Raw genomic sequence first — 23,706 nt, 5'->3', positions numbered from 1 at the left:
GATGTCAACGGCGCAATCGGTTACACAACGGCCACATTCCAGTGCTGTTCAACCGGGGGAGAGCCGGTTTCGCATCGAAGTTGGCCGACTGTGAAAGGTTTATGAGAATGTTCAAGTACAGCAAGCTCGCCGCGGTGGCGCTCATCGCGATTGCGGCTGCCCACGGTGCCGCCTTTGCTCAGGACGCCTCCGATCCGGTCGTGGCCAAGGTCGGCGGCGCGGAAGTCCGCCAGTCCGAGATCGACCTCGCCATCGCAGGCCTCGATCCGCAACTTGCAAACCTGCCGCCGGAACAGAAGACGGTCGCCGCCCTTTCCGCCATCATCGATGTCAAGCTGCTCGCCGCCGATGCCAGCAAGGAGGGGCTGGAGAATGACACGACCTTCAAGCAGCGCGTCGCGTTCCTGACCGAGCGCGAGTTGCACAACGCCTACTTCAAGAAGCATGTGGTCGATGCGATCACGCCGGAAGAGGTCAAGGCGCGCTACGAGACGGAAATCGCCGCGATCGAGCCGCAGGAAGAGGTCAAGGCCCGCCACATCCTGGTGAAGACCGAGCAGGAGGCGAAGGACGTGATCGCCGCGCTCGACGGCGGCAAGGACTTTGCCGAACTCGCCAAGGAGAAGTCGACCGACGCCGCGTCCGAAGGCGGCGACCTCGGCTACTTCACCAAGGGCCGCATGGTTCCGGAATTCGAGACGGCAGCCTTCGCGCTGGAGAAGGGCGCCTACACCAAGGAGCCGGTGAAGAGCCAGTTCGGCTATCACGTGATCCTCGTGGAGGACAAGCGCACGCAGGCGCCGCCTCCGCTGGAACAGGTTGAGCCGCAGGTGCGCCAGCTGATCATGCGCGACAAGTACGTCGCCCTGCTGGAAGCCGCCAAGGGCGCGGCCACCGTCGAGATCGAGGATCCGGCGCTGAAGACCGCCTATGATCAGATCAACAATCCCCAGCAGGTTTCGCCCGACCAGCCGGCGGCCCCCGGGCAGCCCGCCGCTCCCGAGCAGCCGGCGCAGCAGTAAGCCTTGATCCGGGCCCGCCCTCGTGGCGGGCCGTCTCGCATTTGCAGGAAACGCCATGTCCGGTCCCGTCTCTCCGCTTGCCCCGAAGTCCTTTGCCGACATGCCGCCGGTGCGCGGCGTGCGCATGGCGACCGCCGCCGCCGGCATCAAGTACAAGGACCGAACCGACGTGCTGATGATGATCTTCGACACGCCGGCGACGGTCGCAGGCGTGTTCACGCGGTCGAAGTGCCCCTCGGCGCCCGTCGATTTCTGCCGGGACAACCTTGCCGGCGGCAAGGCCCGGGCCGTGGTCGTCAACTCGGGCAATGCGAATGCGTTCACCGGTCGCAAAGGCCGTGAATCGACGGCGATGACGGCGGCGGCCGCTGCCAGGGCCGCCGGCTGCAGCGAAGGCGAGGTGTTCCTCGCCTCCACCGGCGTCATCGGCGAACCGCTGGACGCCACCAAGTTTTCCGGCGTGCTCGACGGGCTTGCGGCTACGGCGCGCGAGGATTTCTGGTTCGAGGCGGCCAAGGCGATCATGACCACGGACACCTATCCCAAGGTCGCGACGCGGGCGGCCCGCATCGGCGACGTCGAGGTGCGGATCAACGGCATGGCCAAGGGGGCGGGCATGATCGCGCCGGACATGGCGACGATGCTCTCCTTCGTCGTCACCGACGCCGACATTCCGGCCGCCACCCTGCAGACGCTCCTTTCCGAAGGCGTCGAGCCGACCTTCAATGCCGTGACCGTCGACAGCGACACGTCCACGTCCGACACGCTCTTGCTGTTTGCCACCGGTGCCGCGGCTGCGGATGGCCAGAAGCCGGTTTCCGGCCCGGCCGACCCCGCGCTCGCAGCCTTCAGGGCAGCGCTCGACGATCTCCTGAAGGATCTGGCGCTGCAGGTCGTTCGCGACGGCGAGGGCGCGCGCAAGATGGTGGCGATCACCGTCGAGGGTGCCGAGAGCGACGCCGCCGCCAAGAAGATCGCGCTGTCGATCGCCAATTCGCCTTTGGTGAAGACTGCCGTCGCCGGCGAGGACGCCAACTGGGGCCGCGTGGTGATGGCCGTCGGCAAGTCCGGCGAAATGGCAGACCGCGACCGCCTGGCGATCTGGTTCGGCGACGTCCGCGTTGCCGTCGACGGCGAGCGCGATCCGGGCTACTTGGAAGAGGCCGCCTCCGCCGTGATGAAGGAAGAGGATATCGCCATTCGCGTCGATATCGGGCTCGGGTCCGGCAAGGCGACCGTGTGGACGTGCGACCTCACCAAGGCGTATGTCGAGATCAATGGCGACTATCGCAGCTGATGTCCGGGACCAAGTCTGCCGTGACCGACCCCGCCATCCGCACTTTCAGGGAGCAAAACGCCATGGCTGACCTGGCAAGCGTCCGTCGGCTGGAAGCCGTCGGTTTCCGCGCCTGGCCGGCGGCGTCGACCCAGTATGACGGCAGCTGGCTGATCCGCCTGAATGCCGGCCATCCCTCCAAACGGCTGAACTCCGTCAATCCGCTCGATCCTTCCGACGTGCGGGACCTCTCCGTCCGCGTCGAGAAGGCGGCCAAGCGCTTTTCCGACTATGGCCGGCCGCTGTTGATACGGCAGACACCGCTGACCCCGCCGTCGCTCGTCGAGATGATGGACGAGGCGGGCTGGTCGCATGCCGGGGAGACGGCGGTGATGCTCGTCGACCTGGCGGAGCCGGTGGCTCCGGAAAGCGCCGACGGCGTGGAGCATGTGCCGAGCCGCGACGTCGGCCGCTTCGTCGATGCACGGATCCGCGTCTCCGGTGACGATCCCGGGCTGAAGCCGGGGCTGACGGAAATCGTCAACGCGATCAGCCCGGAAGCAGGGCTGTTCATCTTCGAGAAGCCGGATTTCGGGCCGACCGCCGTTGCGCTCGCCGTGCACGACAACGACCTTGCCGGCATCCTGCAGCTTGCCGTGGCACCGGACATGCGCGGCCGCGGCATCGCCACCTCGATCCTGAACTCCGCCATGCGCTGGGCGAGGCTTCGCGGCGCCAGGCGCGCCTGGGTGCAGGCCGAAATCGAAAACGAGGGTGCGGCGCACCTCTACCGCACGGCCGGTTTTCGCGAGGTCTATCGCTACGTCTACCGCGGACCGGTGGCGCCATGACCGGGAACGCCCCCCGCGGAATCCTGCTCGTCGCCGCGTGCGCGCTGATAGACGCCGACGGGCGCGTTCTCCTGGCGCAGCGCCCGGAGGGCAAGTCGCTCGCCGGACTGTGGGAGTTTCCGGGCGGCAAGGTCGAGCCGGGAGAAACGCCCGAGGAGACGCTGATCCGCGAGCTGGACGAGGAACTCGGCATCTCCACCAAGGTCGCCTGCCTGGCGCCGCTGACCTTTGCCAGCCACACCTATGATGATTTCCACCTGCTGATGCCGCTCTATGTCTGCCGCCGGTTCGAGGGGACCGCACATGGCCGCGAGGGGCAGGCGTTGAAGTGGGTCAAGCCGAAGACGCTTCGGGACTATCCGATGCCGCCGGCGGACGAACCGCTGATCCCCTACCTGATGGATCTGCTGTAAAAAGGCGGCCCATCTTTCCCGTATCGGGCCATTCATTAATCGATCGTTTATCTCCCTCGTTCAGGATAAGGCCCTGCCGTCGTGCTCCGGCGCCTCCTCGGCGCGTGGACGTCGCGGCATCGTGAGCGGCTGTCCTGCGAAAGAGGCAGGCGGCGACAAAGACGCCCATCGAGAGATTGCGAAAATGCGGGACGACGAATTCTGGCAAGCAGTTCAGGACAAGGAACTGACGACGGTATCTGGCAATGGCCGGATCGGCGTCCTCAACCTTGCGCTTCTGTTCGGCACGGCTGCGATCGCGCTTGCGCTGGTGCTGGCGCCGGTCCTGTCATCCAGGACGAACACGCGCATCATGGCCCAGACACCAGGCGAATTCGACATGATGTCGACCGGCTCGGTGCCCATGCGCGGCGAAGGCAAACGCTACACCGTTCGCCGGAGCGTCCTTCAGGAAATGCCCGGCGCCGTCTGCATCGTCGGCGAGGGTACGAATGGCTGCTGAGGTCGCGCCCGAAGCAACGGTCGCCCCGGATCCGGCAAGAGATTGAAGCGAGGTTGTCATGCGTCTGCTCAGAGCTTTCCTGCTGGACCGTAGCGGCGCCACCGCTGTCGAGTACGGCCTCATCGCCGTGATGATATCGGTCGCGGTCGTCGGCGGCCTCAGGGCGTTTACCGGCGAACTGAACAATACCTTCACGATCGTCGGAGACAGCCTCGAGACTCCGTGAGCCGCAGCTACCCTCGCGTAACCGACGCGCCGTGGAGGGTGGCGGGCGTCAGCCTGTCGTCTTCGCCTTCAGCGCATCCGCAAGCCGCACCTTCGCCGAGCCCGGCTTCAACGGCTTCTGCTGGCTCTCGTGCGGCGCCCAGCCCGACAGATAGATGATCGAGAAGGTCGCGCGGATCCGCCCGTCGGGATCGGAGTAGCGCTCGGCATAGAGTTCGGCCGCACGCAGGAAGAAGGCGCGCGTCAGCGGCTTGCGGCTGCGGGCGGAGAGCGGGTTGGACATCCCCATAGCGCGCAGATCCTTCATCAGGGGAAAGATCGAATCGTAGCGGACGGTGTAGGTTTCCTTGTCGGTGACGGGCAGGGCGAAGCCGGCGCGCTGAAGCAGCGCGCCGATGTCGCGGATGTCGGCGAAGGGAATGACGCGCGGGCTGGCCCCGCCCGTCATCTCGACCTCCGCCTGGAGAAGCACTTCGCGCAGTTCCTGCAGCGTGTCGCTGCCGGGGATGGCGGCGAGGAACAGCCCGTCCGGCCTGAGCGCGCGGCGGACCTGCACGAAGACGCCCGGCGTGTCGTTGGTCAGGTGCAGCGACAGCGGGGAGACGGCGAGGTTGATCGAGCCCGGTGCAAGCGGCAATTGCTCCAGCGGTGCGGTGAGCAAGGTGTCGCCGGGTGCGGCAAAGCGGGGATCGGTCTCGATCCGCGCCATCCGTCCGATCTTGCCGGTGCGCTCGAGCGCTCTGGCGACCAGGCCGGAATAGCCGTGGATCTCGACTGCCTCGTCGAACTGCCGCTCGACGACGGCGAGCCGCTCGGACAGTTCTTCGGCGGCGACCTTCAGGAGGAAATCGACCGGCTCCGGCGACGCGCCGATTGCGCGCAGCCTGTTCTTTTCAACCAGGGCTTGATCGAAGATCGCTTCCAAGGAACACTTCCCGTCGTTCGGTACGCTTTTCTGCAGGGCGGGCCCGCCGTGCAATGGCGTCATGGAGATGGGAATGTCAACCGCATGACGCAATTGGGCCTCGCCAGGTTTCGTGACGCCGTGCTGCAAGGGGGGCGCGGTGCGGCGGCGGCAGCGCTCGCGTTCGTCTATCCGCCGTGCTGTCCGGGATGCCAGGTGCTGCTCGGGCGGCACGCCGGTCTCTGCGCCCGCTGCTGGTCGTCGCTGCGCTTCATCGAGCGACCCTATTGCGAGGTGCTCGGCGTTCCCTTTTCGCATGATCTCGGCAGCGGCATCCTGAGTGCGGATGCGATCGCCAACCCACCGCCCTTTTCCCGCCTGCGCTCCGCGGTGGTGCATGACGGCCTCGCCCGCACGCTGGTGCACAACCTCAAATACCGTGACCGCACGGACCTGGCGCCAATGATGGCCGGCTGGATGGTCAGGGCGGGCGACGGCCTCCTGGCCGAATGCGATGCGATCGTGCCCGTGCCGCTCCATCGCTACAGGCTGCTCGCCCGCAAGTTCAACCAGGCGTCGGAGCTGGCGCGGGCGATCGCCCGGCAGACCGGAAAACCGCTCGTCCTCGGCGCGCTCAGGCGCACGCGGCGGACACGGCAACAGATAGGGCTCGGCGCGAATGCGCGCCGGGACAACGTGAAGGGCGCCTTTTCCCTGGCAGGCGAGGGACGGGCAGAGCTTTTCGGCAAGCGCGTGCTTCTCGTCGACGACGTCTACACGACCGGAGCCACGGTCGCTGCCGCCGCCCGGGCGCTCAAGCGCGGCGGTGCGGCGGATGTCTGCGTGCTGACCTTTGCAAGGGCCCTTGCGGACCATATATGAAAAGGTGAAAACCAGTTCAGTGCCTATGGAGATTGCATAGCATGGCCTCGATCGACATCTACACGCGACAGTTCTGCGGCTATTGCGCCGCCGCCAAGAAGCTCCTGGAAACCAAGGGTGTCGCCTTCAACGAATTCGATGCGACCTATGCGCCCGATCTCCGCCAGGAGATGATCAAGCGGGCCAACGGCCGCAACACCTTCCCGCAGATCTTCATCGACGGAAAGCATGTCGGTGGCTGCGACGACCTGCACGCGCTGGAGCGCGCCGGAAAGCTCGATCCGCTGCTGGCTGCCTGAGGAGCAAGGCCGATGTCCGTGAGAATTGCCGCCGTCCAGATGTGCTCCGGAACAGACCCCGAGGCCAATGCCGAGGCGATGGCGCGGCTGGTGCGCCAGGCCGCAGGCGATGGCGCGACCTATATCCAGACCCCGGAAATGACGGGCGCGGTGCAGCGCGACCGGAACGGGCTGAAGGCCGTGCTCAGGGGCGAGGCGGACGACCTCATCATCCGCACGGCCGCAGACCTTGCCGCCGAACTCGACGTGTTCGTGCATGTCGGCTCGACGGCGATCGCGCGGGAAGACGGCAAGATCGCCAATCGCGGTTTCCTGTTTGCCCCCGGCGGCAGGCGGGTCTGCAGCTACGACAAGATCCACATGTTCGACGTCGACCTGGACAACGGCGAGAGCTGGCGCGAGAGCGCGGCCTACACGCCCGGCAACGTCGCGAAGGTGGCGCAGCTGCCGTTCGGCAAGCTCGGCTTTGCGATCTGCTACGACGTGCGCTTCCCTGAGCTTTTCAAGGCCGAGGCCCAGGCCGGCGCCGAGATTATCTCCGTGCCGGCGGCCTTCACGCGCCAGACCGGCGAGGCGCACTGGGAAACGCTGCTGCGCGCGCGCGCCATCGAGAACGGGGTCTATATCGTCGCAGCCGCCCAGGCGGGCCTTCACCAGGACGGGCGCGAGACGTTCGGCCATTCGATCATCGTCGATCCCTGGGGCCGCGTCCTGGCGGCCGCCGGCGGCAGCGGGGAGGCGGTGATTGTCGCCGACATCGACGTGGCGGCAGTCAAGGCCGCCCGCGACCGGATCCCGAACCTGAAAAACGGCCGCCCGTTTTCCGTGGAGGAGGTTGCCCTTCCGGCGAAGGGAGGCGTTGCCGCGTGATCCGCTACGACATCGTCTGTGACAACGCCCATGAATTCGAGGGCTGGTTCGGCTCGTCGGAAGACTTCGACCGGCAGCGGGAGCGCTCGCTCGTCAGCTGTCCGACCTGCGGCTCGCCGCGGGTGACGAAGCGCCTGATGGCGCCGTCCGTCTCGACCGCCCGCAAGAAGGAGGAGCGGCGGCATGCCGTCATGACGGCGCACAACCAGGAGATGGTGGGCAAACTGCGCGAACTGGTCACCGCGATCCGCGCCAATGCCGAGGACGTCGGCGAGCGTTTCCCCGAAGAGGCGCGCAAGATCCATTATGGCGAGGCCGAGCAGCGCGGGCTCATCGGCAAGGCGACGGCGCAGGAGGCGCGCGAACTGATCGAGGAGGGCGTGGAGATCGCACCATTGCCCGTTCTTCCCGACGAGACGAACTGAGGATGCCTGCGGACGGTTCGAAGGGCGCGCGTCATCATCTGGCGATGTACAATTTCGGACTGCACGTTGCCGACTACGAAAGTCCTGCAGTGGAGGGATTTCGCCTGCGGGAGGCGGCCAATTTCAGGGCGGCCGAGCTTGCCGAAGGCTTCATCGCTCGATCGGGCTATGCCGGTGTCGACGGTCCCGAAAGCTGGGGTCCGCAGACCTTCCCGCGCTTCATCGAGGGCAGCGGATACGAAAGCGGACCGTCCTCGCTGTCGCTATGGCGTGACATCGAAACGCTCATGGCCTTTTCCTACAGCGGCGTGCATGCAAATGCGCTCAAGCATGCCCGCAACTGGAACCGCAAGCAGGCGTGGCCCGCGCTCGTGCTCTGGTGGGTGGAGGCGGGATCGTGTCCGCAATGGGCGGATGGCGTGACCCGGCTCGAGCATCTGCATGACAACGGTGCGAGCGCACACGCCTTCACCTTCAAGGAATCCTACGATCCCGCGGGCACACCTTCCACGATCGACCGGGCGCGCGTGCGCCGCGTGGTCGAAGCCAACGCGGCCGGGCAGGCGCATCTGCTGGCGCATGTTCGGTCACTGAGTGTGTAGGGCCGGCCGTACGATGTCGGCCGCTTGCGGCTGAAGCGTCAGGCCTTGGGCCGGCGCGCGACCAGCATGTAGTTGACGTCCATGTCCTTTGACAGGTTCCACTGGTTGGACAGCGGGCTAAAGAAGACGCCGGTGCGGTCGGTGACGGTCAGGCCGGATGCTGTCAGCGGCTTTTCGATCTCTTCCGGGCGGACCAGCTTCTCGTACTGATGGGTGCCCTTCGGCAGCCAGCGCAGGACGTTCTCGGCTGCGAAGATGGCGAGGGCGGCCGCCTTCAGGGTGCGGTTGATGGTGGCGACGAACATCATGCCGCCGGGGCGGACCATCGATGCGCAGGTGGCGATGAAGAAATCGACGTCGGCGACGTGCTCGACCACTTCCATGTTCAGTACGATATCGAAGCTCTCTCCGGCCGCGGCCAGCGCCTCGGCCGTCACGGCGCGGTAGTCCACTTCGACGCCGGAGCCGGCGGCATGGGTTTTGGCGATGCCGATGTTCTTTTCCGAGGCGTCGGCGCCGACGACTGTTGCGCCCATGCGGGCCATCGGTTCCGACAGAAGGCCGCCGCCGCAGCCGATGTCGAGCACGCGCAGGCCCTCCAGCGGACGATGTGATTTCGGGTCGCGGCCGAAATGCTCCGAGGCGAGGTCGCGGATATAGCTGAGGCGGACCGGATTGAACTTGTGCAGCGGGCGGAACTTTCCGGTCGGATCCCACCATTCCGCGGCCATCGCCGAAAACCGGTCGACTTCGGCCTGGTCGATGGTCGTGCGCGCTGCCTCGGTCATGGGAAACTCCTTGTTGCCTGCGCCTTTGAAGTCGGACGAACGGGCGGGGAAGTCAAGGGCCGCCCTCCGCGCCGCCGGCCGGCGGGGCGACACCTGCGGTTCTGCGCCATCCTATCGAGCTTCGGGCATGTCGGCGTGCCGGTGCACGAGCTGCCATTGGCCGTTGGTGCGGCGAAATATCTCGGTCACGCGCAGGCGCATCTGCACGGGCTCGGGCGTGCCCTTCAGGCGGACCGAGGCGTTCTGGTAGCCGACCCAGTAGCCGACCTTGGCGTCGTGTCCCATCTGGATGATCTCGATATCGCTTTCGCCGCCGGGACAGAAGGCCGTGGCGTCATCGACATAGCGAGCCAGCACCCGCTCGGCCCCTTCGACCACGACGCCCTTGGGATGGAAGAAGCTGGCGGGGAAATCGACCGAAGCGATCCGTTCGAGCGGAGCTGCATCGCCGTTGACATAGGCGCGCGCCACTTCCTTGCGTTTCTGGATGAAGGCGTGGAAATCGTCGGACATGGATAGGAACTCCGTTCGGGTCGCGTCCTGCCGGCGCGACGACCAAACCGGATGCCGGTCGTCCCGTGCCGCTCGAATGGCGCATTCTTGACCGATCCGGCTGCCGTTGCAACCATGCAGGCGCCGGTCTCCCGACGCCGAGCTGCGTCCGGCGCCATGGCCGTGCGACTAACCGGAGGGGGCGGGCTGGAAGGCGGTGCGGACCACATTGGCCATGCTGTCAACGGCCGGGCTGGAGCGGCGGGGATTGCGCTTCAGCACGACACGCGAGGAATCGACCGGCGGGAAACCGTCCTCGCGCGTCAGCTCCCGGCAGGAGGCGGGGATGTTGCCGCGCGCCAGCGGCGCGATCGCAAGTCCGGCCGCGACCGCCGTCTTCAGCCCGCCGCAGGTGTCGCAACTGAACGCCTCGCGATAGGGAATGGCATGCTGCCGGAGCGAGGGGATCGCGAAATCGCGATACCAGCCGGAATTCCGATAGACGGCGATCGGCACCGGGCGCAGCAGATGGATATCGTGGGCGCGCGAGGTGACCCATACGGTCGGGTCGATGCAGAGGACCTCGCCCGACATCGATCCACGCCAGTCGAAGACGACGATGATGTCGAGTTCGTCGCTCTCCAGCGCCGATATCAGCTGGACGGAATGGCCGCACCGGACCGTCACCTCGGCAGCCGGGTGGCATTCGGCGAAGGCGGCGAGCGCCCTCGGCAAGACCGTCTGGGTGTATTCCTCGGGAATGCCGACCCTCACGGGTCCGTCCAGCGGGCTGGCGCGCATGGCCGAGGTCGTCTCGTCGATCAGGCCGACGATGCGTTGAGCATAGGGGACGAGCCGTTCGCCATCCGGCGACAGCGTCACGCCGCGGGGGCCGCGCTCGAAGAGGGGCGCGCGGACGATATCCTCGAGCCGTTTGACCTGCATGCTGATGGCGGACTGGGTCCGCCCCAGCGCGTCGGCCGCACGCGTGACGTTGCCCGTCTCGGCGATCACGAGGAAGGTCCGCAGCAGTTCACTTTCGAGCGCCAGCGACATCGTCACGCCATCGATATTTCTGATGGCTGGTATCGTATCTATTTGTTTGTAAAATGTCGAGCGGCCGCGGACGATTGCCCCGAAGAACGGAGGGCGCAATGTCCAGGATGACGGCGTGGCGGGCGTGCAGGAAGGCGGTGCGGCTGTGGCTCGAAAGGCACCGGCAGCGGGCTGCGGAACGCCGCGCGCTCGCGCTCTTGCGGGCGCGCGGCGACAAGCGGCTTCTCGGCGAGGCTGGTGTCATCGGTTGCCATGCCGATGATCACGCAGCGCTGCCGGACATTGGCGGCGACAGGTCCCGCCGACCCGGATGAGCGCCGCCCGCGGTGCCGGTTCCGCAAGGCCGGGTCTCGCCATTGCGCCCCGCCCCCTCTTCCGCTAAGAGACCCCCGCGAATTCCCGCGCGCGTCCGCGCGACCCACCAGTACCGGTAGACAGATATGGCACGCATCGTGATGAAATTCGGCGGGACCTCCGTCGCTGACCTGGACCGCATCCACAATGTGGCGCGCCACGTCAAACGCGAGGCCGATGCCGGCCACGAGGTCGCCGTCGTTGTCTCGGCCATGTCGGGTAAGACCAATGAGCTGGTCGGCTGGGTGCAGGGCATGCCGAAGGCGACGGGTGCCAACTCTCCCCTCTACGACGCGCGCGAATATGACGCCATCGTCGCCTCCGGCGAACAGGTGACGTCCGGCCTTTTGGCCATCGCGCTGCAGTCGATGGGCATCAACGCCCGCTCGTGGCAGGGCTGGCAGATCCCGATCAAGACGGACAACGCCCATGGCGCGGCCCGGATCATGGACATCGACGGCGACGAGATCGTCCGCCGCATGGGCGAGGGCCAGGTCGCCGTCGTCGCCGGCTTCCAGGGGCTCGGTCCCGACAACCGCATCGCGACGCTCGGCCGCGGCGGCTCGGATACCTCGGCGGTGGCGATCGCGGCCGCCGTGAAGGCGGACCGTTGCGACATCTATACCGACGTCGACGGCGTCTACACGACCGACCCGCGCATCGAGCCGAAGGCGCGGCGGCTGAAGAAGATCGCCTTCGAGGAAATGCTGGAAATGGCTTCGCTGGGCGCCAAGGTGCTGCAGGTGCGCTCGGTCGAGCTCGCCATGGTGCACAAGGTGCGCACCTTCGTGCGTTCGTCCTTCGAGGATCCCGATGCGCCGGGCATGGGCGATCTTTTGAACCCGCCCGGCACGCTGATTTGTGATGAGGAAGAGATCGTGGAACAGGAAGTCGTAACCGGCATCGCCTATGCCAAGGATGAAGCGCAGATTTCGCTCAGGCGCGTCGCCGATCGCCCGGGCGTCTCGGCTGCGATCTTCGGCCCGCTGGCCGAGGCCCATATCAACGTCGACATGATCGTCCAGAACACCTCCGAGGACGGTTCGAAGACCGACATGACCTTCACCGTGCCGTCGGGCGACGTCGAAAAGGCGCTCAAGGTGCTCGAAGGCGCCAAGGAAAAGGTCGGCTTCGACGTGATCCAGCACGAGACGGGTCTGGTCAAGGTCTCCGTCATCGGCATCGGCATGCGCAGCCATGCGGGCGTCGCCGCCTCCGCCTTCCACGCGCTCGCCGAAAAGGGCATCAACATCAAGGCGATCACCACCTCGGAAATCAAGATATCCATCCTGATCGACGGCCCCTATGCAGAACTCGCGGTGCGGACTTTGCATTCCGTCTACGGGCTCGATAAGAAGTAATCGACCGGATTCGTCGGGCGCCCCGCCCGACCGGATGGCCCGGGTGGTTCATTTTCGGGAGACGCCACGCGATGAGAGACCTCTCCGCGGGTCCGCGCGTACTTCTCAAGCGGCTGCGCGAGCTGATGGCGGAGCCGCTTGAGCCACAGGAACGCCTGGACCAGATCGTGCGCCAGATCGCGCAGAACATGGTCGCGGAAGTGTGCTCCGTCTACGTGCTGCGCTCCGACGGGGTGCTGGAACTCTACGCCACCGAGGGCCTCAATCCGGGCGCCGTCCACCTGGCGCAACTGAAGATGGGGCAGGGCCTCGTCGGCACCATCGCCGCCTCCGCCCAGCCGCTCAACCTGTCCGACGCCCAGTCCCACCCGGCGTTCCGCTATCTCCCGGAAACGGGCGAGGAAATCTACCATTCCTTCCTCGGCGTGCCGATCCTCCGGACCGGCCGCGCGCTCGGCGTTCTCGTCGTGCAGAACAAGGCGAGCCGCACCTATCGCGAGGACGAGCTCGAGGCGCTGGAAACGACCGCCATGGTCATTGCCGAGATGGTGGCGACCGGTGAACTGAAGAAGCTGACGAAGCCCGGGCTGGAACTGGACCTGTCGCGGCCGGTCTCGATCGACGGCGCCAGCTTCGGCGAAGGCATCGGGCTTGGCTATGTCGTCCTGCACGAGCCGCGCATCGTCGTCACCAACCTGCTCAACGAGGATTCCGAGCACGAGCTGGGGCGGCTGGCGGAAGCGCTCGGATCCCTGCGCATTTCGATCGACGACATGCTGTCGCGCCGCGACGTGCCGGTCGAGGGCGAGCACCGCGAAGTGCTGGAGACCTACCGCATGTTCGCCCACGACCGCGGCTGGGTGCGCAAGCTGGAGGAGGCGATCCGCAACGGCCTGACCGCGGAAGCGGCGGTGGAGCGGGTGCAGAGCGAAACGAAGGCGCGGATGATCCGGCTGACGGATCCCTATCTGCGCGAGCGCATGCACGACCTCGACGACCTCGCCAATCGCCTGCTCCGGCAATTGACCGGCTACGGCGCGAAGCTCTCGGCGAGCAGCTTCCCCGGGGATGCCATCGTCGTCGCCCGCGCCATGGGGGCTGCCGAACTGCTCGACTACCCGCGCGAGAACGTCCGCGGCCTGGTGCTGGAAGAGGGGGCGGTGACGAGCCATGTGGTGATCGTCGCCCGCGCCATGGGGATCCCCGTGGTCGGGCAGGCGACCGGCGCCGTGGCACTCGCCGAAAACGGCGATGCGATCATCATCGACGGCGACGAGGCCAAGGTGCACCTGCGTCCTGTCCAGGACCTGCAGCGCGCCTATGCAGAAAAGGTGCGGCTCAGGGCGCGCCGGCAGGCGCAGTATCGCGCGCTCGTCGCGGTCGATCCGGTGACCAGGGATGGCAAGAAGATCAACCTGCAGATGAATGCCGGCCTGCTCGTCGATTTGCCGCATCTGGCGGAATCGGGTGCGCTCGGTATCGGCCTGTTCCGGACCGAGCTGCAGTTCATGATCGCCTCGACCATGCCCAGGGCGGAAGAGCAGGAAGCCTTCTACCGCAGCGTCCTGAAGCAAGCGGCGGGCCGGCCGGTCACGTTCCGGACGCTGGACATCGGCGGCGACAAGGTCGTTCCCTATTTCCGTGGTGCCGACGAGGAGAACCCTGCGCTCGGCTGGCGCGCGATCCGGCTTTCGCTGGACCGGCCCGGCCTGCTGCGGACCCAGCTGAGGGCGATGCTGAACGCCGCGGCAGGCGGCGAGCTGCGGCTGATGCTGCCCATGGTCACCGAGGTGGCCGAGCTTCGCGAGGCGCGCGGCCTGCTCCAGAAGGAGATCGAGCGGCAGTCGAAGGTCGGCGAACAACTGCCGAAGAAGCTGCAGTTCGGGGCGATGCTGGAAGTGCCGGCGCTGCTCTGGCAGCTCGACGAGCTGATGGCGGAGGTCGATTTCGTCTCGGTCGGCTCCAACGACCTGTTCCAGTTCACGATGGCGGTCGATCGCGGCAATGCGCGCGTCTCGGACCGATTCGACATCCTCGGCCGGCCGTTCCTGCGCGTGCTGCGCGATATCGTGCGGGCGGGCGAGCGCAACGCGACGCCGGTGACGTTGTGCGGGGAGATGGCGAGCAAGCCGATCTCGGCGATGGCGCTGCTCGGCATCGGCTTCCGTTCGGTATCGATGTCGGCGACGGCACTCGGCCCGGTCAAGGCGATGCTGCTCAGCCTGGAGGTGGACGCGCTGTCGGCCACTCTCGACGAGGCACTGAACGACATGCGGCCGACGCGGACCGTGCGGCAGATCCTGACGGATTTCGCCGCCGAGAACGGCATCCAGCTGTAGCGGCCGGCCATTGCGATCGGCACGCTTGCGGGCGTGCGGGGATCGCCTGATCATCAACATCCGCGCGCGACACGGGGCCTTGCGCCCTGCGACGCGCGGGCGGAAAATCTTGGAGTGCGACGGTGGCGAAGCTTCCGGTTGAAAAGATGCGCGAGCTGGAGCGCCGCTTCGGCGAGATCGAGGCGCGCATGTCCGCAGGTCCCGATTCGGAGACCTATGTGCGGCTGGCGTCCGAATATTCGGAACTGCAGCCCGTGGTGACGAAGATCCGCGAGTACCAGAAGGCGCAGGGCGAGATCGCCGATCTGGAGGCCATGCTTTCCGACAGGGGCACGGACCGGGAGATGCGCGACCTCGCCGAGATGGAACTGCCGGACCTGAAGGAACGGGTCGAAAGGCTGGAGGAGGACATGCAGATCCTGCTCCTGCCGAAGGATGCCGCCGACGAGAAGAGCGCCATCCTGGAAATCCGTGCCGGCACCGGCGGTTCGGAAGCCGCGCTGTTTGCCGGCGATCTCTTTCGCATGTACGAGCGCTTCGCCTCCGCCAACAACTGGAAGGTGGAGGTGCTCTCGGCAAGCGAGGGCGAGGCCGGCGGATACAAGGAAATCATCGCTACCATTTCGGGCCGCGGCGTGTTTGCCAAGCTGAAGTTCGAAAGCGGCGTGCACCGCGTGCAGCGCGTGCCGGAAACGGAAGCGGGTGGCCGCATCCATACCTCTGCCGCCACCGTCGCCGTCCTTCCGGAAGCCGAGGACATTGATATCGAGATCCGACCGGAAGACATCCGCATCGACACGATGCGTTCGTCGGGCGCCGGCGGCCAGCACGTGAACACGACCGATTCGGCCGTGCGCATTACGCACCTGCCGACCGGGCTCGTCGTCACGAGCTCCGAAAAGTCGCAGCACCAGAACCGGGCAAAGGCGATGCAGGTGCTGCGGTCGCGGCTCTACGACATGGAGCGCCAGCGCGCCGAAAGCGAACGCTCGGCCGACCGAAAGAGCCAGGTCGGTTCCGGCGACCGTTCCGAGCGTATCCGCACCTACAATTTCCCGCAGGGGCGCGTCACCGACCACCGCATCAACCTGACGCTCTACAAGCTCGACCGGATGATGGAAGGCGAGATCGACGAGGTGGTGGACGCGCTCGTCGCCGATTATCAGGCCGGCCAACTGGCGCAGCTTTCTGAACAGCGGGGCTGAAGATGGGCGCCGTCACGCTGGCCGATGCATTGACCCGGGCCAGGCGTAGGCTGTCGGACGGGGGCATCGAGGACGCGGCGCGCGAGGCCCGGCTGCTGGTCGGCGGGCTCCTCGGTCTGGCGCCGGCTGCGCTCATCTCGCAGGAGGCGCGGGTGCTGACCGGCGAGGAAGCGGCCCTGATCGAGGGCGCACTCGCGCGGCGGCTCGACCGGGAACCGGTCTACCGGATCCTCGGACAACGGCCGTTCTTCGGCCTGATCCTGACGCTGTCGCCGGACACGTTGGAACCGCGGCCAGACACGGAGATCCTGGTCGAGCGGCTGATACCCCTTGCCCGGGACGTCGTCGCCGCGAAAGGCGAATGCCGCCTGCTCGATCTCGGCACGGGAACCGGCGCCATCTGCCTGGCGCTGATCGAGGCGGTGGCGGGCGTGCACGGCACCGGAACGGACATTTCGGCCGGCGCCCTTGAAACCGCCCGCCGGAACGCCCACCTCAATGGTCTGTCGGACCGGTTCGAGACAATTGAGAGCGACTGGTTTGCCGCCGTAGGTGGTCGATACGACATCATCGTCTCAAACCCGCCCTATATCCGCTCCACGGTCGTGGAGGATCTTGCCGAAGAGGTGAGACGCTTCGACCCGCGGCGGGCATTGGACGGCGGAGAAGACGGGCTGGATGCCTATCGCAGGATTGCCGAAGGCGCGCTTCCCCACCTTAATGAGGGGGGCGCGGTCGCCTTCGAGATCGGGTTCGACCAGAAGGAAGCCGTGACCGAACTCATGGCCGGCAAGGGATTTCGCCTCGTCGAGGCGGCCAGCGATCTCGGCGGAAACGATCGCGTCCTGGTTTTTGCCGTCGCTTGAGGTCCGGCTGTTGCTGCAAATGCACAGTTTCCTGCGCCACTGCGAAGAGGTTGCAAAGAAAAGGCTTGGAATCAGCGGGGAAGCGGGATAGGTTGCCCCTACGCACCGGGCAAGGTCATGGGAACAGACAAGATCTGCATATGACCGACGCGAAGCTTCCTCTCAAAGAAGAGTTGCTGGGGTTAAAGGCTGCTCTGTGCGGGTACCTGTCAATTTGACGTTTTGCGGCGACAGGACCACGGAAGAGCGTGGTGTGTTCTCCGACGAAATTCGCCCAGGTCGACGCTAGCGACCGGGCGGTGCAGAAACTCGATCATCAAGACTAGAGAGTTCAGGTGAGTGAAATATGAGGCCAGGACAGCAAAACAAGCGCGGCCGCGGGCGTAACAACAACAATAACAACAACAACAACAATAACAACAATTTCCGCAAGGGCGGCAATCCGCTGACCCGGACCTATGACAGTTCCGGACCGGACGTGAAGATCAGGGGCACGGCGCAGACGATCGCCGAGAAGTATGCGGCCCTTGCGCGCGATGCCCAGAGTTCGGGCGACCGCGTCATCGCGGAGAACTACCTCCAGCATGCCGAGCACTACAATCGCATTATCCTGTCGGCCCAGCAGCAGATGCAGGATCGCCAGCAGCGCGACGACCGCCAGGACGCGAACGACCGCGACGGTTTCGACCGCGAGCAGGACGACATGGACTATGCTGGCGACGATGCGCCGGCCGTCACGATCGCAGCATCCCCGGCGCCCGCGCCGGCCGCTGCCCCGGTTGCGGCAGAAGACGCCCAGGAACCGGTGATGGACGGAACCGGTCCGCAGCCGATCATCGAGGGCACGCCGGCGGAAGTCTCGATGGAAGAAGAGGCATCCGCCCGCCAGCCCTCGCGCCGCCGCAGTGCCCCGCGCCAGCGCCGTCCGCGTCGTGGCGAGGCAGCGCAGGCCGGCGACGCGCCGGCCGAAGGCGGCGACGGTCCGGTTCTGGAAGCCACGGCTTCGGAGTGAGCAGCGCATCCTTTTCCTTCGGGAACGGGAACGCAGGCCATGTCCTTCGCATGAAATGACGAAAACCGCCTGCAACGGCCGTTGCAGGCGGTTTCTGTTTGAGACGGGAAGCTTCTTGTCTCCCGGGCGGGGCACCTGATAGGGATGCCGCAAGAGGACGACCTCGCCGCAGGTCCTTAAAACCCGGGACGACCCGGACATTGCCGTGAGCATCGAGCATGCGCTCCACACCCGACCGCATCAGGCACGCGATCAGCTTCGAGCTGATCGGTCTGGCGCTGATCACCCCGCTCGGAGCCTGGGCCTTCGGCTTTCCGATGGTCGAGATCGGTGTGATCGGCGTTGCAAGCGCCACGATCGCCACGGCCTGGAACTACGTCTACAATCTCGGTTTCGACCATGCGCTGCACCGCCTGACTGGCGGAACGTGGAAAACGATACCCGTCCGCGTGCTGCACGCCCTGCTGTTCGAGGCCGGGCTGGTGGCGGTGCTGATGCCGCTGATCGCATGGTATCTGGAGATCGGCCTGCTGCAGGCCCTGCTGATGGACCTGTCCTTCTCGCTCTTCTACCTGGTCTACGCTTTCGCCTTCAACTGGGCCTATGACCGTATCTTCCCGTTGCCGGGCTGGCCGGAGGCGCAGGAGGCGGGCGGGCCTGACCGATAGGGTGCCGGTGCCGTCGCGGCACACCAAATAGTTCGCATCGGCACGGGGCTGCCTCCCTTTAATTCCTTTCCCGCCTCACCATATTTCGAACGAAGCGATTGATGCGGTGCAATGCCGTGGCATGTCGCCGATGACAGGCTCGCCGTACGGGGGCCTGATCCTGAATCGTCGACCGGTGCCGAAACGGGCCGGGAGAGTTATGGAGGTAGTTTTTAATGAACATCGAAAAATATTCCGAGCGCGTGCGCGGCTTCTTGCAATCCGCGCAGACCAAGGCGCTTGCCGACGGCAATCCGCAATTTACGCCCGAACACGTCCTGAAGGTTCTGCTCGACGACGAGCAGGGCATGGCATCCTCGCTGATCGAGCGCGCCGGCGGCAACGCCCGGGAAGCGCTGCGGGCGACCGAGGCAGCCCTTGCCAAGCTTCCGAAGGTGACCGGCGGCAACGGCTCGCTGTCTCTGACCCAGCCGCTCGCGCGTGTTTTCGCGACCGCCGAGGATGCGGCGAAGAAGGCTGGCGACAGCTTCGTCACGGTCGAGCGCCTGCTTCTGGCGCTGGCGATCGAGAAGGCGGCCGCGACCGCGGACATCCTTGCCAAGGCCGGCGTCTCGCCGCAGGCACTGAACCAGGTCATCAACGACCTGCGCAAGGGGCGGACGGCGGATTCGGCCAATGCCGAGCAGGGCTTCGACGCGCTGAAGAAATATGCGCGCGACCTGACGGCCGAGGCCCGCGAAGGCCGGCTCGATCCGGTGATCGGCCGCGACGACGAGATCCGCCGCGCCATTCAGGTCCTGTCCCGCCGCACCAAGAACAATCCCGTGCTGATCGGCGAACCCGGCGTCGGCAAGACCGCGATCGCCGAAGGGCTGGCGCTGCGCATCGTCAATGGCGACGTGCCGGAGAGCCTGAAGGACAAGCGCCTGATGGCGCTCGACATGGGCGCGCTGATCGCCGGTGCCAAGTATCGCGGCGAGTTCGAGGAGCGGCTGAAGGCCGTCCTCAACGAGGTTCAGGCCGAAAACGGAGAGATCATCCTGTTCATCGACGAGATGCACACCCTCGTCGGCGCCGGCAAGGCGGACGGGGCGATGGACGCGTCCAATCTCCTCAAGCCGGCCCTGGCCCGCGGCGAACTGCACTGCGTCGGTGCGACCACGCTCGACGAGTACCGCAAGCATGTCGAGAAGGACCCGGCCCTTGCCCGCAGATTCCAGCCGGTCTTCGTCGAGGAGCCGACCGTGGAGGACACGATCTCGATCCTGCGCGGGCTGAAGGAAAAGTACGAGCAGCACCACAAGGTGCGGATCTCCGATTCCGCGCTGGTCTCGGCCGCGACGCTGTCGAACCGCTATATCACCGACCGCTTCCTCCCCGACAAGGCGATCGACCTGATGGACGAGGCGGCCGCGCGGCTGCGCATGCAGGTGGATTCCAAGCCCGAGGAACTCGACGAACTCGACCGGCGCATCATTCAGCTCAAGATCGAGCGCGAGGCGCTGAAGAAGGAAACCGACCGTTCCTCGCAGGACCGGCTGGAAAAGCTCGAGCTCGACCTCGCCTCGCTGGAAGAGGAAGCCGCCGCGCTGACGGCCCGCTGGCAGGCGGAGAAGAGCAAGCTCGGCCACGCCGCCGACCTGAAGAAGCAGCTCGACGAAGCCCGCAACGAACTGGCGATCGTCCAGCGCAAGGGCGAATTCCAGCGTGCCGGCGAACTGACCTACAGCGTCATCCCGCTGCTCGAGAAGGAGCTGGAGGAGGCCGAAAGCCAGGACAAGGGCAATGTCGACCCGATGGTGCAGGAGGTGGTGACCGCCGACAACATCGCGCAGGTGGTCTCCCGCTGGACCGGCATTCCGGTGGACAGGATGCTGGAAGGCGAGCGCGACAAGCTGCTGCGCATGGAGGACGAACTCGCCAAGTCCGTCGTCGGCCAGGGCGACGCCGTGCAGGCGGTCTCGCGTGCGGTGCGCCGTGCCCGGGCAGGCCTTCAGGATCCGAACCGGCCGATCGGCTCGTTCATCTTCCTCGGCCCCACCGGCGTCGGCAAGACCGAGCTGACCAAGGCGCTGGCCCGCTTCCTCTTCGACGACGAGACGGCGATCGTGCGCATGGACATGTCGGAATACATGGAGAAGCACTCCGTGGCCCGGCTGATCGGCGCGCCTCCCGGCTATGTCGGCTATGAGGAGGGCGGTTCGCTGACCGAGGCGATCCGTCGCCGGCCGTACCAGGTCGTCCTGTTCGACGAGATCGAGAAGGCGCATCCGGATGTGTTCAACGTGCTCCTGCAGGTGCTCGACGACGGGCGGCTGACGGACGGACAGGGCCGCACGGTCGACTTCCGCAACACGCTGATCATCATGACCTCGAACCTCGGCGCCGAGTACCTGACCCAGCTCGGCGAGGGCGACGACAGCGAGAAGGTGCGCGACGAGGTGATGGCGGTGGTGCGCGGGCACTTCCGTCCCGAGTTCCTCAACCGCGTCGACGAGATCATCCTGTTTCACCGGCTGCGGCGGCAGGAGATGGGCGCGATCGTCGACATCCAGCTCGCACGCGTGCGCAAGCTGCTCGCCGACCGCAAGATCACGCTGGAGCTGGATGAGGAAGCGACGCACTGGCTGGCCGAGAAGGGCTACGATCCGGTCTATGGCGCCCGGCCGCTGAAGCGGGCGATCCAGAAGTACCTGCAGGATCCGCTCGCCGAGAAGATCCTTTCGGACGAGGTTCCGGACGGGGCAACCGTGCGGGTGACCTCGGGGTCGGACCGGCTGCTGTTCCACACGGTCAGCAGCAAGAACCAGGCCGCCTGACGCGATCTTTCGAGATCCGGTGAGAACGAAAAGAGGCGCGCGGACCGCAAGGACCGCGCGCCTCGCCGTTCGGGCGGTCGATTATCGCTTGGCGGCGACTTCCGAAGCGTCGTCCTCTCGGCCGAGGAGGTCGTCGATGCGCTTGCGCTCCAGCTGGAACTGGGCGAGGGCCTCGCCATCGAGCGACTTGCCGCCGGGCAGGCGGATCTTCAGAGCGTCGACCTTGTTGCCATTGACGATCAGTTCGTAGTGCAGGTGCGGGCCGGTGGACAGGCCGGTGGTGCCGACGAAGCCGATCACCTGGCCCTGGCGGACCTTGACGCCGGGCTTGATGCCCTTGGCAATTGCGCTCTGGTGGTTGTAGGAGGAGACGTAGCCGTTGGCGTGACGGATCAGCGTCTGGTTACCGTAGCCGCCGGAATCCCATCCGGCCTTCTCGACGGTGCCGTTGCCGGCAGCGATGATCGGCGTGCCGCGCGGCGCCGACCAGTCGACGCCGGTGTGCATGCGTGAGAACCCCAGGATGGGGTGGCGGCGCATGCCGAAGCCGGAGCGGAACCGCCCGTTCGGAACCGGATTGCGGAGCAGGAACTGGCGAATGCTCTTGCCGTCCTGGTCGTAGTAGTCGATCGAGTCGTCGTCCGGGTCCTGGAAACGATAGACGCGCGTCTCGGTGTCGCCGAACCTGGCGTCGAGAAACAGAAGCTCGGAATCCTCGCTTGCGACGCCGGTGTCGTCGGCGACCGAGAAGAAGGCCTCAAGCGTATCGTTCGGGCGCAGCTGCGCCTGGAAGTCGACATTGCTCGCCAGGATACGCACCACCTGGGCGGTCATGTCCTTGCTCATCCCGTAGGACAGGGCGGCACGGTAGATGCCGTCATAGACCCGGGGCATGTCGCGCCCGGACGCCATCACCTGCCGGTTCTCGCCGTCGAAGGCGGTGGCGACGGCAGCGAGCGGCGGCGGCTCCATGCCCGGAATGAAACGGCCCTTGTCGTCGAGCGCCACGGTCGTCACGTGGCGGCCACCGGAATAGACCGAGGCGCGCACGATGTCGGCTTGCTTGCCCCGCTGCATCACACAGATGCGCAGAACGTCGCCCTGGGCGAGTTCGTCGCCGTCCAAGACGCCCTTCAGATAGGTTGAGAGATCCTCGGCCTGGGCTTTGGTGTAGCCGGCACCCGTCATCACGCCGACGATGTCCTGCGCGCGGCGAACCGGGATCACGTCGTCGGCATATTCGGGATCGTCGGCGGAGCGCGTGTCGAAATCCGAAACGCTCATGTTCTCCTCGACGACACGGGCCGTCAGCCCCTGCAGCAGGTCGAGGTCGCCGGTGTCGGAGGCAAAGCGCTGGGGGTCGACGTAGTAGAGCGATGCGATCTGGGTGCTCCCGTCGGTGAGCGCCGAGCCGTTGGTGCGAACGTTCTCCTCGACCTCATCGGCCGACATCTGGTCGGCGAAGGCGAGCGCCGAGCCGCCGGTCGGGAACGCGCCGCTCTTCAGCGCGACCTCGGATTCCACCTCGGAGCCATAGATCGTGCCCGTGCGCGAGACCGGCTGGTCGTCCTTGTCGCCGTCCGAGAAGATCGCGAGCGGATCGAAGGGTGGATAGTCGTCGCCTGAGGTGTGGCTGGCGGCCAGCGCCATGGTGACATGGGCGAAAGGCTTGCGCCGGACCACTTCCTTCTCGCCGTCGTGGATCATGGTCGAAACGTCCATGATCTTCTTGTCGGCCGGCTTGGCGACGACGTTGGGCTCCAGGATGCGCTGGCCGCGCTTGACCGTGTTCTCGGGGTGAGGGGGGTGGTCCTGGGGCTCGAGTGCGGCATAGGCCTCGGCCGGAATTGCCAGCTGCTGGCGGCCGTCGAGGGCTGCAAACAGCGCCACGCCCATGAGGATTGAAGAGGTGATGCCGGTAAGGAACGTGCCCGAAAGCCAGCGCAGCGAAATCTCGCGGCGGTCGGGGGCGCGCCGGCCGTCCGCCACCAGTGGCGGCTCGTTGCCGAGCGTGCGGATCATGTTCCTGTCGGTCGTCGTCATGCCGGTCGGTTTGTCCCGTGTCGTTGCGTCGCCGTTCAGCGGCTCGAAGATGTACGTGTTGTGGCGTCAAAGTCAAATCAGCGCGCGACCGGCTGTGAACAGCGAGCGTTCCGCCTGCCGGCTCGTATCTCCCATCACGCGTGCGCGACGCATGTGACCGTTGAGACGACGCCATTGTGAAAAATTGAGGGCAGATCGCCGAATTCGGGCCGTAAATCGGGGGGAGAATGTTTTTACCGGGCCGAAAGCGCTGGAAATCCGGCAAACCGATATGGCCGCGGCCGGAATTTTCAAAAAACTGTCAAAATCCCTGTTGACTTGTTTTGTATGTGGTCTTAGAAACCGGCTCACCAACGAGGGCGGCGGCGCTGCTGGCGACCGACGAACTCGCTCTGAGGTTTCCGCAGGACGCTGATGGGTTTTGACCGGTGT

The 23,706-nt window shown here is 66.1% G+C and carries 25 protein-coding genes; 19 read left to right on the top strand and 6 right to left on the bottom strand.

Translation table 11 applies throughout. The features are described 5' to 3' along the window. The first annotated feature begins 107 nt into the window (after positions 1 to 107). The 6 genes from LQK81_RS09405 to LQK81_RS09380 all read left to right on the top strand — a co-directional run bounded on the left by LQK81_RS09405 (position 108) and on the right by LQK81_RS09380 (position 4,290). Positions 108 to 1,022, top strand: a complete 915-nt coding sequence (locus LQK81_RS09405; RefSeq protein WP_230805703.1) for a peptidylprolyl isomerase — start codon at positions 108 to 110, stop codon at positions 1,020 to 1,022. 55 nt (positions 1,023 to 1,077) lie between these two features. Next, positions 1,078 to 2,319, top strand: a complete 1,242-nt coding sequence (gene argJ / locus LQK81_RS09400; RefSeq protein ID WP_230805701.1) for a bifunctional glutamate N-acetyltransferase/amino-acid acetyltransferase ArgJ — start codon at positions 1,078 to 1,080, stop codon at positions 2,317 to 2,319. A gap of 62 nt (positions 2,320 to 2,381) precedes the next feature. After that, complete coding sequence (locus LQK81_RS09395; RefSeq protein WP_230805699.1) at positions 2,382 to 3,149, top strand: GNAT family N-acetyltransferase; 768 nt, start codon at positions 2,382 to 2,384, stop codon at positions 3,147 to 3,149. Further along, positions 3,146 to 3,562: an 8-oxo-dGTP diphosphatase MutT gene (gene mutT / locus LQK81_RS09390; protein ID WP_230805696.1), complete on the top strand. Its 417-nt coding sequence runs from the start codon at positions 3,146 to 3,148 to the stop codon at positions 3,560 to 3,562. Before LQK81_RS09395 ends, mutT begins: the two co-directional genes overlap by 4 nt. 184 nt (positions 3,563 to 3,746) lie before the next feature. Further along, positions 3,747 to 4,064: a hypothetical protein gene (locus tag LQK81_RS09385; RefSeq protein ID WP_230805694.1), complete on the top strand. Its 318-nt coding sequence runs from the start codon at positions 3,747 to 3,749 to the stop codon at positions 4,062 to 4,064. Positions 4,065 to 4,122: 58 nt separating this feature from the next. Then, positions 4,123 to 4,290, top strand: a complete 168-nt coding sequence (locus tag LQK81_RS09380; protein WP_230805692.1) for a Flp family type IVb pilin — start codon at positions 4,123 to 4,125, stop codon at positions 4,288 to 4,290. A 48-nt stretch (positions 4,291 to 4,338) separates the two neighbouring features. Here the strand turns inward: LQK81_RS09380 and LQK81_RS09375 are convergent, their stop codons facing one another. Next, positions 4,339 to 5,214: a class I SAM-dependent methyltransferase gene (locus tag LQK81_RS09375; RefSeq protein ID WP_230805690.1), complete on the bottom strand. Its 876-nt coding sequence runs from the start codon at positions 5,212 to 5,214 to the stop codon at positions 4,339 to 4,341. Positions 5,215 to 5,298: 84 nt separating this feature from the next. On the opposite strand from LQK81_RS09375, the gene LQK81_RS09370 reads away from it, so the two are divergent. The 5 genes from LQK81_RS09370 to LQK81_RS09350 are packed head-to-tail and all read left to right on the top strand — an operon-like array spanning position 5,299 to position 8,271. Further along, positions 5,299 to 6,075, top strand: a complete 777-nt coding sequence (locus LQK81_RS09370; RefSeq protein ID WP_230805688.1) for a ComF family protein — start codon at positions 5,299 to 5,301, stop codon at positions 6,073 to 6,075. A 41-nt stretch (positions 6,076 to 6,116) separates the two neighbouring features. Further along, positions 6,117 to 6,374: a glutaredoxin 3 gene (gene grxC, locus LQK81_RS09365; protein WP_230805686.1), complete on the top strand. Its 258-nt coding sequence runs from the start codon at positions 6,117 to 6,119 to the stop codon at positions 6,372 to 6,374. Positions 6,375 to 6,386: 12 nt separating this feature from the next. Beyond that, positions 6,387 to 7,244 (top strand): carbon-nitrogen hydrolase family protein, encoded by an 858-nt coding sequence (locus tag LQK81_RS09360; RefSeq protein ID WP_230805683.1) that lies wholly within the window; start codon positions 6,387 to 6,389, stop codon positions 7,242 to 7,244. Continuing rightward, entirely contained in the window at positions 7,241 to 7,669 is a 429-nt protein-coding gene (locus LQK81_RS09355) for a DUF1178 family protein (protein ID WP_230805681.1), read from the top strand. Before LQK81_RS09360 ends, LQK81_RS09355 begins: the two co-directional genes overlap by 4 nt. Before the next feature lie 2 nt (positions 7,670 to 7,671). Further along, complete coding sequence (locus tag LQK81_RS09350) at positions 7,672 to 8,271, top strand: DUF3291 domain-containing protein (RefSeq protein WP_230805680.1); 600 nt, start codon at positions 7,672 to 7,674, stop codon at positions 8,269 to 8,271. A gap of 38 nt (positions 8,272 to 8,309) precedes the next feature. On the opposite strand, the gene ubiG is transcribed toward LQK81_RS09350, so the two are convergent. The 3 genes from ubiG to LQK81_RS09335 all read right to left on the bottom strand — a co-directional run bounded on the left by ubiG (position 8,310) and on the right by LQK81_RS09335 (position 10,607). Continuing rightward, positions 8,310 to 9,059 (bottom strand): bifunctional 2-polyprenyl-6-hydroxyphenol methylase/3-demethylubiquinol 3-O-methyltransferase UbiG, encoded by a 750-nt coding sequence (gene ubiG / locus LQK81_RS09345; protein WP_230805679.1) that lies wholly within the window; start codon positions 9,057 to 9,059, stop codon positions 8,310 to 8,312. Between the two features lie 111 nt (positions 9,060 to 9,170). Beyond that, positions 9,171 to 9,572 (bottom strand): nuclear transport factor 2 family protein, encoded by a 402-nt coding sequence (locus tag LQK81_RS09340; protein ID WP_230805677.1) that lies wholly within the window; start codon positions 9,570 to 9,572, stop codon positions 9,171 to 9,173. A 168-nt stretch (positions 9,573 to 9,740) separates the two neighbouring features. Then, positions 9,741 to 10,607, bottom strand: a complete 867-nt coding sequence (locus LQK81_RS09335) for a LysR family transcriptional regulator (protein ID WP_230806519.1) — start codon at positions 10,605 to 10,607, stop codon at positions 9,741 to 9,743. A 98-nt stretch (positions 10,608 to 10,705) separates the two neighbouring features. On the opposite strand from LQK81_RS09335, the gene LQK81_RS09330 reads away from it, so the two are divergent. The 8 genes from LQK81_RS09330 (at position 10,706) to clpB (ending at position 21,231) form a co-directional block, all read left to right on the top strand. Next, positions 10,706 to 10,921 (top strand): hypothetical protein, encoded by a 216-nt coding sequence (locus LQK81_RS09330; protein ID WP_230805675.1) that lies wholly within the window; start codon positions 10,706 to 10,708, stop codon positions 10,919 to 10,921. A gap of 126 nt (positions 10,922 to 11,047) precedes the next feature. Continuing rightward, positions 11,048 to 12,322 (top strand): aspartate kinase, encoded by a 1,275-nt coding sequence (locus tag LQK81_RS09325; RefSeq protein ID WP_230805673.1) that lies wholly within the window; start codon positions 11,048 to 11,050, stop codon positions 12,320 to 12,322. A 71-nt stretch (positions 12,323 to 12,393) separates the two neighbouring features. Next, complete coding sequence (ptsP, locus tag LQK81_RS09320; RefSeq protein WP_230805672.1) at positions 12,394 to 14,661, top strand: phosphoenolpyruvate--protein phosphotransferase; 2,268 nt, start codon at positions 12,394 to 12,396, stop codon at positions 14,659 to 14,661. A gap of 122 nt (positions 14,662 to 14,783) precedes the next feature. After that, positions 14,784 to 15,866: a peptide chain release factor 1 gene (gene prfA / locus LQK81_RS09315; RefSeq protein ID WP_230805670.1), complete on the top strand. Its 1,083-nt coding sequence runs from the start codon at positions 14,784 to 14,786 to the stop codon at positions 15,864 to 15,866. 2 nt (positions 15,867 to 15,868) lie between these two features. Then, complete coding sequence (gene prmC / locus LQK81_RS09310; RefSeq protein ID WP_230805668.1) at positions 15,869 to 16,732, top strand: peptide chain release factor N(5)-glutamine methyltransferase; 864 nt, start codon at positions 15,869 to 15,871, stop codon at positions 16,730 to 16,732. A gap of 346 nt (positions 16,733 to 17,078) precedes the next feature. Continuing rightward, complete coding sequence (locus LQK81_RS09305; protein WP_230805666.1) at positions 17,079 to 17,744, top strand: DUF4167 domain-containing protein; 666 nt, start codon at positions 17,079 to 17,081, stop codon at positions 17,742 to 17,744. A 218-nt stretch (positions 17,745 to 17,962) separates the two neighbouring features. Then, complete coding sequence (locus LQK81_RS09300; RefSeq protein WP_230805663.1) at positions 17,963 to 18,412, top strand: PACE efflux transporter; 450 nt, start codon at positions 17,963 to 17,965, stop codon at positions 18,410 to 18,412. Between the two features lie 215 nt (positions 18,413 to 18,627). Further along, complete coding sequence (gene clpB, locus LQK81_RS09295) at positions 18,628 to 21,231, top strand: ATP-dependent chaperone ClpB (protein ID WP_230805661.1); 2,604 nt, start codon at positions 18,628 to 18,630, stop codon at positions 21,229 to 21,231. Positions 21,232 to 21,312: 81 nt separating this feature from the next. Here the strand turns inward: clpB and LQK81_RS09290 are convergent, their stop codons facing one another. Beyond that, positions 21,313 to 23,253, bottom strand: coding sequence for a M23 family metallopeptidase (locus tag LQK81_RS09290; protein WP_230806518.1), 1,941 nt, complete (start codon positions 23,251 to 23,253; stop codon positions 21,313 to 21,315). Between the two features lie 93 nt (positions 23,254 to 23,346). Then, a partial coding sequence (locus tag LQK81_RS09285) for a hypothetical protein (protein ID WP_230805659.1) occupies positions 23,347 to 23,706 on the bottom strand: 360 nt, incomplete at its 5' end.

Source organism: Rhizobium sp. GN54, from assembly GCF_021026345.1.
GTDB lineage: Bacteria > Pseudomonadota > Alphaproteobacteria > Rhizobiales > Rhizobiaceae > Mycoplana.
Note: the sequence above shows the minus strand (reverse complement) of the source record. Positions and strands in the feature narration are given on the sequence as shown.

Excerpts from the sequence above, each read along its gene's own strand:
- clpB (WP_230805661.1), top strand. The coding sequence starts at position 18,628 with ATGAACATCGAAAAATATTCCGAGCGCGTGCGCGGCTTCTTGCAATCC.
- LQK81_RS09405 (WP_230805703.1), top strand. The coding sequence starts at position 108 with ATGTTCAAGTACAGCAAGCTCGCCGCGGTGGCGCTCATCGCGATTGCG.
- LQK81_RS09395 (WP_230805699.1), top strand. The coding sequence starts at position 2,382 with ATGGCTGACCTGGCAAGCGTCCGTCGGCTGGAAGCCGTCGGTTTCCGC.
- LQK81_RS09325 (WP_230805673.1), top strand. The coding sequence starts at position 11,048 with ATGGCACGCATCGTGATGAAATTCGGCGGGACCTCCGTCGCTGACCTG.
- grxC (WP_230805686.1), top strand. The coding sequence starts at position 6,117 with ATGGCCTCGATCGACATCTACACGCGACAGTTCTGCGGCTATTGCGCC.
- LQK81_RS09370 (WP_230805688.1), top strand. The coding sequence starts at position 5,299 with ATGACGCAATTGGGCCTCGCCAGGTTTCGTGACGCCGTGCTGCAAGGG.
- LQK81_RS09340 (WP_230805677.1), bottom strand. The coding sequence starts at position 9,572 with ATGTCCGACGATTTCCACGCCTTCATCCAGAAACGCAAGGAAGTGGCG.
- LQK81_RS09330 (WP_230805675.1), top strand. The coding sequence starts at position 10,706 with ATGTCCAGGATGACGGCGTGGCGGGCGTGCAGGAAGGCGGTGCGGCTG.
- mutT (WP_230805696.1), top strand. The coding sequence starts at position 3,146 with ATGACCGGGAACGCCCCCCGCGGAATCCTGCTCGTCGCCGCGTGCGCG.
- LQK81_RS09335 (WP_230806519.1), bottom strand. The coding sequence starts at position 10,607 with ATGTCGCTGGCGCTCGAAAGTGAACTGCTGCGGACCTTCCTCGTGATC.
- argJ (WP_230805701.1), top strand. The coding sequence starts at position 1,078 with ATGTCCGGTCCCGTCTCTCCGCTTGCCCCGAAGTCCTTTGCCGACATG.
- prmC (WP_230805668.1), top strand. The coding sequence starts at position 15,869 with ATGGGCGCCGTCACGCTGGCCGATGCATTGACCCGGGCCAGGCGTAGG.
- LQK81_RS09350 (WP_230805680.1), top strand. The coding sequence starts at position 7,672 with ATGCCTGCGGACGGTTCGAAGGGCGCGCGTCATCATCTGGCGATGTAC.
- LQK81_RS09305 (WP_230805666.1), top strand. The coding sequence starts at position 17,079 with ATGAGGCCAGGACAGCAAAACAAGCGCGGCCGCGGGCGTAACAACAAC.
- LQK81_RS09380 (WP_230805692.1), top strand. The coding sequence starts at position 4,123 with ATGCGTCTGCTCAGAGCTTTCCTGCTGGACCGTAGCGGCGCCACCGCT.
- LQK81_RS09385 (WP_230805694.1), top strand. The coding sequence starts at position 3,747 with ATGCGGGACGACGAATTCTGGCAAGCAGTTCAGGACAAGGAACTGACG.
- ptsP (WP_230805672.1), top strand. The coding sequence starts at position 12,394 with ATGAGAGACCTCTCCGCGGGTCCGCGCGTACTTCTCAAGCGGCTGCGC.
- ubiG (WP_230805679.1), bottom strand. The coding sequence starts at position 9,059 with ATGACCGAGGCAGCGCGCACGACCATCGACCAGGCCGAAGTCGACCGG.
- LQK81_RS09300 (WP_230805663.1), top strand. The coding sequence starts at position 17,963 with ATGCGCTCCACACCCGACCGCATCAGGCACGCGATCAGCTTCGAGCTG.
- LQK81_RS09360 (WP_230805683.1), top strand. The coding sequence starts at position 6,387 with ATGTCCGTGAGAATTGCCGCCGTCCAGATGTGCTCCGGAACAGACCCC.
- LQK81_RS09290 (WP_230806518.1), bottom strand. The coding sequence starts at position 23,253 with ATGATCCGCACGCTCGGCAACGAGCCGCCACTGGTGGCGGACGGCCGG.